Source organism: Ruegeria sp. BE1 (assembly GCF_056538885.1).
On sequence record NZ_JBQFTY010000003.1, the window covers coordinates 454624 to 468273 of the forward strand.

Consider the following 13650-nt stretch of genomic DNA (forward strand, 5'->3'; position numbering starts at 1 on the left):
ATAGAGTGACGCTTTTGGTGCATTTATTGTCGATCTTTCATGGCATTTTGCCCGAAACCTGACAGTGCGGAGATTTCAGGATGGTTGATCTTCCCAACAAGGCCCGTGTGGTCATCATCGGCGGCGGCGTCATCGGATGCTCGGTCGCGTATCACCTGACCAAAAAGGGCTGGAGCGATGTTGTCCTGCTGGAACGCAAGCAGTTGACCAGCGGCACCACATGGCACGCCGCCGGCCTGATCGCGCAGCTGCGGGCGACGGCAAACATGACCAAGCTGGCGAAATACAGTCAGGAGCTTTACGGCTCGCTCGAAGAGGAAACCGGTGTTGCGACCGGGTTCAAACGCTGTGGTTCGATCACCGTGGCCCTGACCGACGAGCGCAAGGAAGAGATTTACCGTCAGGCCGCCATGGCCCGCGCCTTTGGGGTCGAGGTTGAAGAAATTTCGAACGAGCGCGTGGCCGAACTGTATCCGCATCTGAACATCGAAGACGTCAAAGGTGCTGTTTACCTGCCGTTGGACGGGCAAGGCGATCCGGCGAACATCGCGCTGGCGCTGGCCAAGGGTGCGCGTCAACGCGGCGGGATCGTCAAGGAACGCGTAAAGGTCACTGACATTGTCCGACAAGGGCGCAAAGTGACCGGCGTGGACTGGGTTGCGGATGATGGCAGCGCCTCGGGCCATATCGAATGCGACATGGTGGTGAACTGCGCGGGGATGTGGGGGCATGAGGTCGGCCGGATGGCAGGCGTGAACGTTCCCCTGCACGCGTGCGAGCATTTCTATATCGTCACCGAAGGTATCGATGGCCTGACCCAGCTGCCGGTTCTGCGCGTGCCGGACGAATGCGCCTATTACAAGGAAGACGCGGGTAAAATTCTGCTGGGCGCGTTTGAACCCAACGCGAAACCCTGGGCGGTGGAAGGCATCCCCGACAGTTTCGAGTTCGACCAACTGCCCGAAGATTTCGACCATTTTGAGCCGATCCTTGAGGCCGCAGTGAACCGGATGCCGATGCTGGCCGAGGCGGGGATTCATACCTTCTTCAACGGGCCTGAATCCTTTACCCCCGACGATGCCTACCATCTGGGTCTTGCGCCCGAGATGGACAATGTCTGGGTCGCCGCCGGGTTCAACTCGATCGGTATCCAATCCGCCGGCGGTGCTGGCATGGCGCTGGCCGAGTGGATGGATAGTGGCGAAAAGCCCTTTGATCTGGGCGACGTGGATATTGGCCGGATGCAGCCGTTTCAGGGCAACAAACAGTACCTGTTTGAACGGTCCAAGGAAACGCTGGGCCTGCTCTACGCAGACCACTACCCCTATCGCCAGAAGGCCACCGCGCGCGGAGTACGGCGCACGCCCTTCCACCATCACCTGCTGGAGCAGGGTGCCGTCATGGGGGAACTGGCCGGGTGGGAGCGCGCCAATTGGTTCGCCAATGAAGGCCAGGAACGCGAATACCACTACAGCTGGAAACGCCAGAACTGGTTCGAAAACTCAGCCGCAGAACACCGTGCGGTGCGCGAGAATGTGGGCATGTATGACATGTCCTCCTTCGGCAAAATCCGCGTCGAAGGGCCGGATGCTGACCGGTTCATGAACTATATCGGCGGTGGCGATTATTCGGTTCCCAATGGCAAGATCGTCTATACCCAGTTCCTGAACCGCACAGGCGGGATTGAGGCGGACGTGACCGTCACCCGCCTGTCCGAGACCGCCTATCTGGTGGTCACGCCCGCAGCGACACGTCTGGCGGACCAGACCTGGATGATGCGTAACAAGGGTGATTTCAATGTGATCATCACCGATGTGACCGCAGGCGAAGGGGTTCTGGCCATCATGGGCCCGAACGCGCGCACGCTGCTGCAAAAGGTCTCGCCCAGTGATTTCTCAAACGCGGCCAACCCGTTCGGCACCGCGCAAGAGATCGAGATCGGCATGGGCCTCGCCCGCGCCCACCGCGTGACTTACGTGGGTGAACTTGGGTGGGAGATCTATGTCTCTTCTGACATGGCCGGACACGTGTTTGAGACGCTGCATGAGGCCGGACAGGACATGGGCCTCAAGCTTTGCGGCATGCATATGATGGACAGCTGCCGGATCGAGAAGGGCTTCCGCCACTTTGGTCACGACATCACCTGTGAAGACCATGTTGTGGATGCGGGGCTGGGCTTTGCCGTGAAAACTGACAAAGGCAGTGATTTTATTGGTCGCGAAGCAGTGATCGCACGCAAGGAAAGCGGGCCCAAAAGCCGTCTGGTTCAGTTCAAACTGGCTGATGCCGAGCCACTGTTGTTCCACAATGAGCCGATCATCCGGGATGGCGAATATGTGGGTTATCTGAGTTCGGGCAATTACGGCCACACCCTTGGCGCTGCCATTGGTCTGGGATATGTGCCATGCGAGGGTGAGAAACCAGCGGATGTGCTTTCGTCTACCTATGAGATCGACGTCTGCGGCGTAAAGGTCAGGGCCGAGGCCTCGCTGAAACCCATGTATGACCCAAAATCCGAACGCGTCAAACTGTGATGAGGGCCGAAGGGGGCGCTGCCCCCGCCGCCCGTTCCGGGCGACTCCCCCGGGATATTTAAGGCCAGATGAAGTCGGGATCCCTTGTTCATCTGTCCAAAAATATCCCGGAGCGCGAGGCAGAGCCTCGCATGATGACAGGGCGCCACCAGCGTGACCTATCACGTTTCCTGATGACCTGCTTCACAGTTTTCGCAGTTTCCAACCCGGTCTGATTTGCCGTAGAGAAGCGCAATATCAATCGGAGACGTGCTGTGGCAGATACCCCTGTACCACCGAACAGAGAAGACACGCCCAAGGGGTTGGCACTGGCTGTAACGGCCTATCTCCTGTGGGGGTTTTTGCCTTTGTATATGAAAGCTTTGTCCCATGTTGGCCCGATTGAAATCGTATCGCATCGCATCATCTGGTCGGTTCCGGTGGCGGGGCTGCTTTTGGTGGCGCTGGGGCGGACCCGAGACCTGAAGGCGGCTTTGACGAACCCAAAGATGCTGGGCATGGCCTGTTTGACGGCGGCGCTGATCTCGGTGAACTGGGCGATTTATGTCTGGGCGATCGCCAATGATCGGGCGCTGGATGCGGCGCTGGGGTATTACATTAACCCCCTGTTCAGCATTGCGTTGGGCGCTGTTTTGCTGCGCGAGCCGTTGACGAAGACGCAATTGGCTGCCGTTGCCATCGCGGCGCTGGGTGTGCTGGTTCTGGTGATAGAGGCGGGCAGCCTGCCATGGCCTGCGCTGGGTTTGATGATCAGTTGGGGCTTTTATGCGTTTTTCAAACGGTCGCTGCCCATAGGCCCCAATCAGGGGTTTCTGCTTGAGGTACTGATACTGCTGATCCCGGCGCTGGTGTATGTCACGTGGCTGGGCGTGCAGGGCACCGGGCATTTCGGCGTTGGGGCTTCGGACACTATCTTGTTGGCCAGTGCCGGGGTTGTCACGGCTGTACCGCTGCTGGTCTATGCAAACGGGGCCAAGCTGGTGCGGCTGTCGACCATGGGTATTCTGCAATATATCGCACCGACCATGATCTTTGTCACAGCCATCACTCTGTTCGGCGAACAGATCGACCGGGGCCGCATGATTGCCTTTCCGCTGATCTGGACGGCGCTGGTGGTGTATTCGATTCCAATGATCCGGCAGATGCGGGCTCAGGCCTGACGCAACAGCCGGGCGGCTTCTTCTGCCCAGATTGCATATGTTTTTGGGCTGGGGTGATAGCCATCCGGCGCGGCCAAAGCAGGGTCATCGGGCAGGTCCAGTTGCAGATGCCGCGCCTGCGGGTATTGGGCCGCGACCTGTTGCAACCCGCGATCCAGACGTGCGGCTTGTTTCCCCAGAACCCACGCCAGCGGTTGCGGCAGGGCCGGGAAGCGGTGCATCTGTGGCACCGCCGTGACGACCAGTCTGCGCACGCCAAGCGGACCGGTCAGAAGCCCAAGCAATTCGGTCTGGCGGGTGATGAATTGTTGGCGCGTGACGCCTCGGGTTACGTCGTTTACGCCAAGCGCTGTGATCGCCATGTCAAACTGGCCGGTTAGGCCGCTCAGCCGATCAACCGTGTCTGACGTGGTGTGCCCGGTTGTGGCCTCGAGCCGCCATTCGACCGAATAGTGTTTGGCCAGCAGTGAAACGAGATGCCCGGACAGGGCCTGTGTTTGCGTTCCGGCGCCGACGCCTGCTGCCGAACTGTCGCCCGCAATGAGCAGCCGCAGACGGGGGCCGCGACCTGCGCGCCCCTCGCGCGGGCCTGTGGGTTCGGGCAACAGCTGCGCCCTGCGGCGCACAGACAGGCCCTGTGCGGCCAAAACCGGCAACAGGGGAACCCGCAACAGCTGATCAGCAGCCACGGGCATGGTCAGCTCAGCGCATTCTTGTATTCGAGGAAGCGGGGATCGGTCATGACCCGTGCCATCATCGCCTCGCGTAGGGCGCCGATGGTTTTATAGGGGCGCATGACGACCTCAAACTCCTGTATCAGCCCGTCATCGTTCAGGGTGATCAGGTCGACCCCCACCGCATCCAGATCGCCAACCTTGCACTGAAACTCCAGCGCCCAGTCGTTCCCCGCGCCCATCACGCGGCGGTAGCGGAAGTCGGAAAACACCTGCCCCACGTGACCCAGCACCGCTGCCACCGGCGCACGGCCAGTCCATGTGCTGTAATAGGTGGGCGGGGAGAACCGGACATCTTCGGCCAACAGGTCATGAATCAGGCTCTCATCGCCTTTGGCGACCACCTCTTGCATGCGTTCGATCGTGGGGTGCATGGGCTCTCCTCTCAGTTCGCGGTCAGAGTTGCTGAACCGCTCCGTTCAGGCAAGGCCGACGTTGCGGGAGGTGGCGCGCTGCGATAGGCAGGCGCGCATGAGCGAGACCTATGATCCCCCGATGACGCCCTTGGATGTGCTGCACGAGGATGCGCAGCTGATTGTGGTGAACAAACCGCCGGGCCTGTTGTCGGTGCCGGGACGGGGAGAACATCTGGCCGATTGTCTGCTGACCCGTGTACAGGCGGCGTTTCCACAGGCGTTGCTGGTGCATCGGCTGGACCGGGACACCTCGGGCGTGATGGTCTTTGCCCAGACCCCCCATGCGCAGCGTCATCTGAGCATGCAGTTCGAGGCTCGCCAGACCCGCAAGACCTATGTGGCGCGTGTCTGGGGACGGGTTGAGCCGAAAACCGGAACCGTCGATTTGCCGCTGATCGTCGATTGGCCCAACCGTCCGCGTCAGATGGTGTGTCATGAGACCGGCAAACCGGCTGTCACCGATTGGCGCGTGTTGAAACACGAAGGCGATACGACCCGTGTGCGCCTGTCCCCGAAAACGGGGCGGTCGCATCAGTTGCGGGTACATATGCTGGCGCTGGGCCACCCGATTTTAGGTGACCCGTTCTATGCCGAAGGCGCTGCGCGGGACTTTCCGCGCCTGATGCTGCATTCCGAGGAACTGCGCCTGAAGAACCCCGAAGGCGGTGTCTCGATGAAATTCCGCGCCAAGGCAGATTTCTGACCCTCAGGCCGCGCTGGTCCACAGCATTTTCAAATTACCCAACGAAAACCGTCTGCGCCGCGTGCGCGGGGCGCTGGGCTGGCGGGCGGCCATGATCTCGCGTTCGATCTCAAAGCCGCGCAGGGTGTGATCCTGTGCCCAGCGGTCCAGTTTCAGGGTCATCAGCACGTGATTGTCGTGATACGGCATCGGTGATCTCCTTTTTTCCGCGATCAACCTTTGCCCATTACTGCTGACACCACCTTGTCAGGGGGGTGTGCTAGAGTGTCAGCAGATGAACCGGAGACACCCATGCGCCGTTCCACCCGCTTGTTTGAGATCATTCAGATTCTGCGCGCCGCCGAGGCCCCTGTGACGGCGGACACGCTGGCCGAAAAACTTGAGGTGTCGGTGCGCACGGTCTATCGCGACATCGCTGCCCTGCAGGCGCAACGCACCCCGATTGAGGGCGAGGCGGGCGTCGGCTATCTGATGCGGCGCGGCTATGATCTGCCACCGCTGAATTTTGACGCCGAAGAGGTTGAGGCGCTGTGGGTTGGCTTGTCGATGCTGGCCCGGACCGGGGACAGCACGTTGCAACAGGCCGCTGATCGGGTGTGCCGCAAGATCGAGGCGCTGCGTGTGCCCACCGACTGGTTGCAGGTCGCGCCATGGGGTGCGCCGCTGGACGACCCGGAAAAGGGCTGTATCCCCGTCGTCAATTACCGCGAGGCCATTCGGGATGAACGCAAGATTCGCATCACCTATATCAGTGGCGAAGGCGTTCAGACCGAACGTGTCATCCGTCCCGTTGCCCTGATCTATCATATCGAATGCACCATGCTGGCGGCCTGGTGCGAGCTGCGCAACGGATTTCGCCATTTCCGTACAGATCGTGTCTGGGCCTGCGAACTGACGGGCGATCACTTTTGCGGACAGGGGCAACCTCTGCGGGCAATCTGGCAGGAACAGACGGACTGGGATCAGACGACGCGGGTGTCCTGAATGGCGGGTATTTGCCGCATTCACCGGATTGTTGCTTGAGAACACAGGCTGACAAGGCGATATACTGCTTTGAACAAGACGTACCCGGTAAACGGGTGCCAGAGCAGAAGGTGATACCATGACGATTTCCAAGTTTGTTTTGTCTGCCGGGCTGTGCTCGGCTTTGTTTCTGGGCGCCTGTACGGACCCGGGCACGCTGAACCTGCCGGCCGATCCCAACCAGAACGCTAAACAAGGCGCGATTCTGGGTGGTCTGATCGGCGCCGGGGTAGGCGCGATCGCAAATGATTCCGATCCGCTGTTGGGCGCGCTGGCCGGGGGCGCCATTGGCGCAGCCGGTGGCGGTGTGATCGGCAACCAGTTGGACAAGCAAGCGGCCGAGCTGCGCCAGCAACTGGCCAATCAGGGTATCACCGTGACCAATGCGGGTGACCGCCTGATCGTGACCGTGCCCAATGACATCACCTTTGACACCGACAGCGCGACGGTCCGCCCGGCGCTGCGGGCCGATCTGGTGCGGGTGGGTCAGAACCTGACGCGCTATCCGAATTCGAACGTGCAGGTCATCGGCAATACCGACAGTGATGGCTCGGCGGCGTATAATCAGGGTCTGTCCGAGCGTCGCGCGCGCTCGGTTGCGGATATCCTGCAGGCCAACGGCGTCAACGGCGCGCGGATCACCACAATCGGTCAGGGTGAAAGCCGTCCCATTGCGTCCAACCTGACGCCCGAGGGCAAGGCCCAGAACCGCCGCGTGGATATCGAGATCATTCCCAGCGGCTGATCCAATCAAACAGGGCACCTTCGGGTGCCCTTTTTTGCACAGTGACTGCGCGTCATGTGGTCTTTGGCTACCCGCGCTGTTGCGCTAGCTATTGGGAAACATCATGACGGAGTTTCCCAATGTCCGAACCGATCCTGCTGAGCCTGTCGGGTTCCCTGCGCCAAACCGCCACCAACCGCAAATTGCTGCGCGAAGCAGCACGTCTGTTCAATCCCGGCACCTATATCGAGGCTGATCTGAACCTGCCGCTCTATGACGGTGATCTGGAGGCTGGCGAAGGTATTCCCGCAGCCGTGCAGACCCTGTCGGATCAGATCGCGCAGGCGCATGCGGTGATCATTTCGACACCGGAATACAACAAGGGCCCCTCGGGCGTTCTGAAGAACGCGCTGGATTGGGTGAGCCGGACCAAGGGTAGCCCCTGGGCCGATAAACCGGTGGCCGTGATGTCTGCGGCAGCGGGCCGTGCAGGTGGCGAACGCGCGCAGATGGTGCTGCGTGGGTATATGGTGCCGTTCCAGCCGCGTATCCTGCAGGGGCCGGAAATCCATCTGGCCGACAGCTCCAACGAATTCGACGAAAACGGCAAGCTGACCAGCGAGCGTTATGAGAGCAGTCTGAAGGTCCTGATGGATAAACTGCGGGCCGAGGCAGGCTTCTGACTATATGAAACCATTAAATAACATTGGTTTTTTCTCGAAAGCCAAATTACATAATCTCAAAACAGGACATATCTAAGACGCAATTTTTTCCTAACTTCTAACCATGGAACGGCCCGTTTTTACATTTAGACAAGCGCAGTCTGCATTTGACCTGATCTCGCATTTGCAATCGTTTGATGATGAGCGTTTGATGCGCGTTGGTGGTGACGCACTTGTGAGAATTGTGCGCGAATGTGCGTGCCGTTTTGAGCGTCAGACCGATGCCGCATGCTTCGAAGCGCTTGCCACTTCGGCGTTAGACGCGGCAGAGGAATCGGAGATTGCAGTCGCTTTGCTTGTTGCTAACGCACTCCAACAAGGGTTGTGGGCCGATGACACGGCTGAGTTTGCCGAGGCAGCGGTTGAACGCGTTTGCAACGCACCCAGAAGTCTCCGCACGGCGGTTTTGCGCGGTTTGGATACCGTTCAGGACTTTACCAATCCGTACGAACAGGCGGTGTACCTCGTGCCGAACGAAGACCGCCTGACCCGGCCTATGGATCAGATTTTACCATCTCTATGCAAGATCGCACGCAACATGGACCAGTCGACACGCAGCAGTGTTGCTGCCGCCGATTATGGGGATCGTACAGACGAACACCTGAGAGCGTTGAATGAAGTTCTTTCTACTGCTGACTGCCGGTTTCCTGATGGCGAAATGTGGTTTCCAAGCGAAGTCGTCGAACTTGTGGCGCATGTCAGAAGTACCCCTGGATTTGTTCCCTGCACGGCCCTTTTATTGGCAAATGCCCTTCCGGTCATGGATCACTTCGGATGGTTCGAGTTTCGTTGGGAAAATCTTGCTGTTGAGTATAATGCCTTGCCTGACAGCGTTCGTCCGACCATTCTGGCGGGGATAAGGTATCTCTACGAAGAGGATACCACATTCCTGCAGCACTCACCGGGGGCGTCCTGGGATCCCGTTCTCGCTCCGGGCCGCATGATACATTTGGTTGATCTTCCCGAAGACTGAAATTTGGATTGAGGCGCATTGAAAAGGGGTGCGCCGCCTCGGTCAGAGTGACGCCTCGGGCCGGAAATCTTCGGGGATGGTATCGCGGCCGTCCAGCATCAGATCGGCCATGACCTCAGCCACCTTCGGGGCCATGCCGAACCCGATCTTGAACCCGCCATTGGCGATGAACTGGCCCGGATGCAGCGGATGCGCCCCCAGCATGGGCGCACGGCTTTTGCTGCGGGGGCGGACCCCGGCCCAGCGGTCGATCACCTGCGCGCCATGCAACAGCGGCAGCGCCCGCACGGCGCGGTCCAGAACATCGTCCAATGCGCTGTCCGTACTGTTTGGATCGTCATACTCGCGTTCCGAGGTGGACCCGATGGCCAACGTGCCATCCGCGTGGGGAATGATGTGAAGGGCGTCTGCAAAGAGTTGCGGCACCGCTCCGGCATCGAACCGCAGCAGCGCCGCCTGACCCTTGACGCCATTGCCGACGGTTTTGCCCAGTGCGGTGCTTAACTCTTGCAAGCCCGCGACCCCTGTTGCGTGGATGACCTGTCCCTTGTCGGGGGCTTCTGCCTGAATGTGAACGCCCATGACTTCCAGCGCGGCAACCAGAGCAGCACAGGCGCGGCGCGGGTGCATCCGGGCGCTGAGCGTATCGTGGATCACGAACCCTGTCGGGCTGGGCGGGCACCATGCGCCCAAAGCCTCGGCCTCGACCACGCGCCATTCGGCGCGGCCCTGCCACAACGTAGCTGCGGTTTCGGCGCGGGCATGGGCCAGCTCCAGCGTGCGCGCGTCCGCGATGGGCTGTAATCGGCCAAGCCGGGCGTAACCCGGGGACACGCCCCCGGTGTCTTCGACCTGCGCCCAAAAGGGATCAGCCATGATCAGACTGTCGAACTGAAAAGCTTTCTTGGCGTTCCAGTTTTCAGGCACATGCGGGGCCAACGCGCCGACCAATCCGCCGCTGGACCCTGCGCCGGGGCCAAACGGGTCGACAACCTGAACGCTGGCACCGCGCCGGGCACAGGTCCAGGCGACGGACAGGCCAAAGATGCCCGCCCCGCGCACCGTTACATCGACCATTGCCAATCCCCTTTTCCTTGTTCAGTGTCGCGCCGCTTAGCTACAGGATTCCCCGATGGCAGACCAGCATGCAGACCTGACATGGCGAGACGGGCAGATTCCCGTCTCAGAGCGGTTCGATGACCCCTATTTCTCGCTGCAGAACGGGCTGGAAGAGACGCGGCATGTGTTCCTTGCAGGCAATGATCTGCCCGCCCGGTTTGCGCCGGGTTTCCGTATAGCCGAGCTGGGTTTTGGCACCGGCCTGAACATGCTGACCGTCTGGGCCGCGTGGGAGGCATCGGGCCAGACGACGCCCCTGACCTTCACCAGTTTCGAGGCCTTCCCCATGGCGCCCGACGACATGTCCCGCGCCTTGGCGGCCTTCCCCGAGCTTGCCCACTGGAGCGACCGTTTTCTTGCCCGGTGGCAGGGCGGGCGCTGCGATCTGGGAACATTGCGGCTTGAGGTGATCGAAGGGGACGCGCGCCAGACCCTGCCGGTGTGGGATGGGGCTGCGGATGCGTGGTTTCTGGACGGGTTCTCTCCGGCCAAGAACCCCGAGCTTTGGGGCGCGGACCTGATGCAGCAGGTGGCGGATCACACCGCCACGGGCGGCAGCGCTGCGACCTATACCGCCGCTGGTTTCGTGCGGCGCGGGCTTGAGGAGGCCGGGTTCACTGTCACCCGCGCCCCCGGCTATGGCCGCAAACGCCACATGACCCGGGCGGTCAGGGAATGACGCAACAGAACAATATCCGCGCGGGTATCGCGCTGATGATCGCGGCGACGGTTGTGTTTGCGCTGCAGGACGGAATCTCGCGCCATCTGGCAGGCACTTACAACACCTATATGGTCGTGATGATCCGCTATTGGTTCTTCGCCGCCTTCGTGATCGCATTGGCTGCACGTGCGCCCGGAGGGCTGAAAGAGGCGGCCCGGACCAGCCAATTGCGACTTCAGATATTCCGGGGCCTTTTGCTGGCTACTGAGATCTGCGTCGCCGTCTTTGCCTTTACCGTCCTTGGGTTGATTGAAAGTATGGCGGTGTTCATCTGCTACCCGCTGGTGGTCGCCGCGCTCAGCGGGCCGGTTCTGGGTGAAAAGGTCGGTTGGCGGCGCTGGGCTGCGATCGGCGTGGGGTGCGCCGGTGTTCTGATCATCCTGCAGCCGGGCATGGGTGTGTTTAACCCGTGGGCCATTGTGCCGCTGATCTCGGCGTTTCTGTTCGCGCTTTATGGGCTTCTGACCCGCTATGCCGCCCGCAAGGACAGCGCCGCTACCAGCTTTTTCTGGACCGGGGTTGCGGGGGCCGTTGCGATGACACTGGTGGGTGCGTGGTTCTGGGAGCCGATGGCCCGTGCGGATTGGGCATGGATGGGCGCGTTGTGCGTCAGCGGTGTCCTGGGCCACTGGCTGCTGATCAAGTGCTATGAGATGGCCGAGGCCAGCGCCGTGCAGCCCTTTGCCTATTTCCATCTGGTCTGGACGGCCATGATCGGCATTGCGGTCTTTGGCGAGGCACTGCGGCCAGCGGTTATTCTGGGCGCAGCACTGGTTGTTGCGGCGGGTCTTTTCACCCTATGGCGCGAACGACGCCAGGGTTGAGCCCGTGAGTTCCTGCGAGAACGGCACCGGCAATGCAGCTTGCCCCAAACGCGCGCGGTAGACCGGCAGGCTTTCGGCCACCCGCATCACGTAATTGCGGGTCTCGCTGAACGGGATCGTCTCAATCCAGTCGACCACGTCGATCTCACCGGCGCGCGGATCACCGTACCGGTCCATCCAAGAAATCGGGCGGCGCGGCCCGGCGTTATAGCCTGCGGCCATCATCACCACATTGCCGTTGAAATCCTCGGCCAGGCTGGACAGGTAGTTGGCCCCCAGCTTGGCGTTATACTGCCAGTCCGAGGTCAGCTTGCCCGTATTGTGACCGCTGAGAATACCCATATTCTTGGCGACCAGCTGCGCTGTGGCGGGCATCACCTGCATCAAGCCGCGCGCACCTGCGCCGCTGATCACGACCGGATCAAATTCGCTTTCGCGGCGGGCGATGGCCAGCGTCATCTCTTGCGCCATGGGCAGGCCAAGGTCGGCCACCGGGTGCACCGGGTAATAGGCCGCGGGGAGCACAGTTCCCGTCGTGGCCGCCCGTTTGGCGATCATCACGGCCAGATGCGGCTCTTTCAACTCGATCACCAGATCGCCCAGTTGGGTGGCCTGAACCGGATCAAGCCCCTCGACCAGATGGGTCAGGAACCGTTCCGACAGGTTGTCTTCACCCGCACGTAGCAACAGCAGGCCGGCCTCCAAAACGCTGGAGTCGGCGAAATCTGCCTGTTTCCAATGGGGCGCGCGGCGGGGATTGGCCAGCTCACTGTCAAACGGTCGCCCGATCTGCTCGGCTGCCAGCAATCCGTAGAACGAGGTCTGGTAATCAGCGCCCATGGCGTAGGCATCATACGCCTTCTCGGCATCGCCCAGATCAGCATAGGCCCGGCCCAGCCAATAGCCGCCGCGCCCTTTTGAGATCGGCGAGGCAACAGCGTCCGAGAAGTTCTGGAAATGCCGCACCGCCGTGGCCGGATCGTTCAGCTTGCGCAGGGCAAGAAACCCCGCCAGCCATTCCAGATCAGCATAACCATAGCCCATTTCCGGCGTCATGTGATGGTTGGCAGCCACCTGATAGGCGCGCCGCACATCACCCTGACGCATCTCAAGCCGGGCCAGACGGCGGCGGCCCTCGGCCCATTTGTCGGGCTCGCCCAACGCATCGGGCCCGGTCGAGCGTGCCAGCATCAGGTCAATCGCGCTATCGTCCAATTCCTTCTTGTCGCGCCAGACAAACCGGTCAAAGGCCAGCCCCGGCGCATCGGCCAGCGATTGCGGAACAGCGGCCACCTTGCCATCCACGCCGGGCTGGCGTTTTTGCAGGGCGATCCGTGCCTCGGCCAGTTTGCGCTGATCGGTACTGACCAAAGTCAGCATCTGTCCGGCGCTGACAAGGTGATTGTCCCACAGCATGCGGTCCAGCCGCGCCGCATGATGCGGTTTCAACAGCGAGCCAAAATTCTCAAGGTAGTCCTTCTGCAGCCCCGCCCCCATGGGCATCGTGCGCCAGGCGGCAACAACATCGGCCTCAGCATCCCCGTTCCGCCCTTTGGCCTTCAGCGCCACAGCGTAGTTCAGCGCACCTTCGGCCGTCTGGGGCGGATTATCGGCGTAGAACCTCAGCACCCGGTCCGGGTCGGCACCGGTAAAGGCGGGTTCGCTCTTGCGCCGCAGCCACGCCAGACCGGGCCAATCCGGTCTGCGGTCCAGAAACACCAGCACGTCGCCCGAACTGCCAAAGCCCTGCCGCAGCCAGTGCCATACGATGATGTCACGACTGACCGAGCCGCGCTGGCCCGACACACGCAGGGCTGCGTTCCAGTCGCCCTTGCGCATTTCGTTCATCCCGGCGCGCAGATCGCCCACCGCATCGGCCTGCGCCTGCCCGATTGACCCCAGAATCACCGCTATCAAAAGCGCCAGAACGCGTGTCATGCCTTGCATTTCCCAACCAACCAAGGATAGAGCCATTCAGGATAAACCTTGCGCCGCCG

Annotated in this window: 14 protein-coding genes; 9 read left to right on the forward strand and 5 right to left on the reverse strand. The window is 61.2% G+C overall.

Features of this window, described 5'->3' with window-relative positions; all coding sequences use genetic code 11:
- Nucleotides 1-80 precede the first annotated feature (80 nt).
- Together ACR0J5_RS12425 and rarD are read left to right on the forward strand one after the other, a co-directional pair.
- Entirely contained in the window at nucleotides 81-2534 is a 2454-nt protein-coding gene (locus tag ACR0J5_RS12425) for a GcvT family protein (protein WP_480653770.1), read from the forward strand.
- A 254-nt stretch (nucleotides 2535-2788) separates the two neighbouring features.
- Complete coding sequence (gene rarD, locus ACR0J5_RS12430; protein WP_480653772.1) at nucleotides 2789-3694, forward strand: EamA family transporter RarD; 906 nt, start codon at nucleotides 2789-2791, stop codon at nucleotides 3692-3694.
- Here rarD and ACR0J5_RS12435 read toward each other — a convergent pair.
- Nucleotides 3685-4389, reverse strand: coding sequence for an SGNH/GDSL hydrolase family protein (locus tag ACR0J5_RS12435; RefSeq protein ID WP_480653774.1), 705 nt, complete (start codon nucleotides 4387-4389; stop codon nucleotides 3685-3687). The genes rarD and ACR0J5_RS12435 overlap by 10 nt on opposite strands.
- 2 nt (nucleotides 4390-4391) lie before the next feature.
- Nucleotides 4392-4802: a nuclear transport factor 2 family protein gene (locus ACR0J5_RS12440; protein ID WP_480653776.1), complete on the reverse strand. Its 411-nt coding sequence runs from the start codon at nucleotides 4800-4802 to the stop codon at nucleotides 4392-4394.
- 97 nt (nucleotides 4803-4899) lie between these two features.
- Between ACR0J5_RS12440 and ACR0J5_RS12445 the strand changes: the two genes are divergently transcribed.
- A complete protein-coding gene (locus ACR0J5_RS12445) occupies nucleotides 4900-5547 on the forward strand; it encodes an RluA family pseudouridine synthase (protein ID WP_480653778.1) in 648 nt (215 codons plus the stop codon).
- Nucleotides 5548-5550: 3 nt separating this feature from the next.
- Here ACR0J5_RS12445 and ACR0J5_RS12450 read toward each other — a convergent pair whose 3' ends face one another.
- Nucleotides 5551-5736 (reverse strand): hypothetical protein, encoded by a 186-nt coding sequence (locus tag ACR0J5_RS12450; RefSeq protein WP_480653780.1) that lies wholly within the window; start codon nucleotides 5734-5736, stop codon nucleotides 5551-5553.
- Between the two features lie 102 nt (nucleotides 5737-5838).
- Here ACR0J5_RS12450 and ACR0J5_RS12455 point away from each other — a divergent pair, with 102 nt between their 5' ends.
- The 4 genes from ACR0J5_RS12455 to ACR0J5_RS12470 all read left to right on the forward strand — a co-directional run bounded on the left by ACR0J5_RS12455 (nucleotide 5839) and on the right by ACR0J5_RS12470 (nucleotide 8989).
- Nucleotides 5839-6531 (forward strand): helix-turn-helix transcriptional regulator, encoded by a 693-nt coding sequence (locus ACR0J5_RS12455; protein WP_480653782.1) that lies wholly within the window; start codon nucleotides 5839-5841, stop codon nucleotides 6529-6531.
- Between the two features lie 118 nt (nucleotides 6532-6649).
- Complete coding sequence (locus ACR0J5_RS12460) at nucleotides 6650-7315, forward strand: YiaD family glycine zipper/OmpA-like lipoprotein (RefSeq protein WP_480653784.1); 666 nt, start codon at nucleotides 6650-6652, stop codon at nucleotides 7313-7315.
- A 119-nt stretch (nucleotides 7316-7434) separates the two neighbouring features.
- Nucleotides 7435-7977, forward strand: coding sequence for an NADPH-dependent FMN reductase (locus ACR0J5_RS12465; protein WP_480653786.1), 543 nt, complete (start codon nucleotides 7435-7437; stop codon nucleotides 7975-7977).
- Nucleotides 7978-8080: 103 nt separating this feature from the next.
- Nucleotides 8081-8989, forward strand: a complete 909-nt coding sequence (locus ACR0J5_RS12470) for a hypothetical protein (protein WP_480653788.1) — start codon at nucleotides 8081-8083, stop codon at nucleotides 8987-8989.
- A 42-nt stretch (nucleotides 8990-9031) separates the two neighbouring features.
- Here ACR0J5_RS12470 and ACR0J5_RS12475 read toward each other — a convergent pair whose 3' ends face one another.
- Nucleotides 9032-10066, reverse strand: a complete 1035-nt coding sequence (locus ACR0J5_RS12475) for an NAD(P)/FAD-dependent oxidoreductase (protein ID WP_480653790.1) — start codon at nucleotides 10064-10066, stop codon at nucleotides 9032-9034.
- 55 nt (nucleotides 10067-10121) lie between these two features.
- Here ACR0J5_RS12475 and mnmC2 point away from each other — a divergent pair, with 55 nt between their 5' ends.
- Together mnmC2 and ACR0J5_RS12485 are read left to right on the forward strand one after the other, a co-directional pair.
- On the forward strand, nucleotides 10122-10787 hold the full coding sequence (gene mnmC2 / locus ACR0J5_RS12480) for a tRNA (5-methylaminomethyl-2-thiouridine)(34)-methyltransferase MnmC2 (protein WP_480653791.1): 666 nt from the start codon (nucleotides 10122-10124) through the stop codon (nucleotides 10785-10787).
- A complete protein-coding gene (locus tag ACR0J5_RS12485; RefSeq protein ID WP_480653793.1) occupies nucleotides 10784-11653 on the forward strand; it encodes a DMT family transporter in 870 nt (289 codons plus the stop codon). The genes mnmC2 and ACR0J5_RS12485 overlap by 4 nt, the downstream gene beginning before the upstream one ends.
- Here ACR0J5_RS12485 and ACR0J5_RS12490 read toward each other — a convergent pair.
- Nucleotides 11627-13591 carry a lytic transglycosylase domain-containing protein gene (locus tag ACR0J5_RS12490; protein ID WP_480653795.1) on the reverse strand — a complete coding sequence of 655 codons (1965 nt, stop codon included), beginning with the start codon at nucleotides 13589-13591 and terminating at the stop codon, nucleotides 11627-11629. The two genes, ACR0J5_RS12485 and ACR0J5_RS12490, sit on opposite strands and share 27 nt — an antisense overlap.
- Between the last annotated feature and the right edge of the window lie 59 nt (nucleotides 13592-13650).

Coding starts and splice junctions, on each gene's coding strand:
- ACR0J5_RS12435 (WP_480653774.1), bottom strand. CDS start 4,389: ATGCCCGTGGCTGCTGATCAGCTGTTGCGGGTTCCCCTGTTGCCGGTT.
- ACR0J5_RS12455 (WP_480653782.1), top strand. CDS start 5,839: ATGCGCCGTTCCACCCGCTTGTTTGAGATCATTCAGATTCTGCGCGCC.
- ACR0J5_RS12490 (WP_480653795.1), bottom strand. CDS start 13,591: ATGACACGCGTTCTGGCGCTTTTGATAGCGGTGATTCTGGGGTCAATC.
- ACR0J5_RS12445 (WP_480653778.1), top strand. CDS start 4,900: ATGAGCGAGACCTATGATCCCCCGATGACGCCCTTGGATGTGCTGCAC.
- mnmC2 (WP_480653791.1), top strand. CDS start 10,122: ATGGCAGACCAGCATGCAGACCTGACATGGCGAGACGGGCAGATTCCC.
- ACR0J5_RS12460 (WP_480653784.1), top strand. CDS start 6,650: ATGACGATTTCCAAGTTTGTTTTGTCTGCCGGGCTGTGCTCGGCTTTG.
- ACR0J5_RS12475 (WP_480653790.1), bottom strand. CDS start 10,066: ATGGTCGATGTAACGGTGCGCGGGGCGGGCATCTTTGGCCTGTCCGTC.
- ACR0J5_RS12485 (WP_480653793.1), top strand. CDS start 10,784: ATGACGCAACAGAACAATATCCGCGCGGGTATCGCGCTGATGATCGCG.
- ACR0J5_RS12465 (WP_480653786.1), top strand. CDS start 7,435: ATGTCCGAACCGATCCTGCTGAGCCTGTCGGGTTCCCTGCGCCAAACC.
- ACR0J5_RS12425 (WP_480653770.1), top strand. CDS start 81: ATGGTTGATCTTCCCAACAAGGCCCGTGTGGTCATCATCGGCGGCGGC.
- ACR0J5_RS12450 (WP_480653780.1), bottom strand. CDS start 5,736: ATGCCGTATCACGACAATCACGTGCTGATGACCCTGAAACTGGACCGC.
- ACR0J5_RS12440 (WP_480653776.1), bottom strand. CDS start 4,802: ATGCACCCCACGATCGAACGCATGCAAGAGGTGGTCGCCAAAGGCGAT.
- ACR0J5_RS12470 (WP_480653788.1), top strand. CDS start 8,081: ATGGAACGGCCCGTTTTTACATTTAGACAAGCGCAGTCTGCATTTGAC.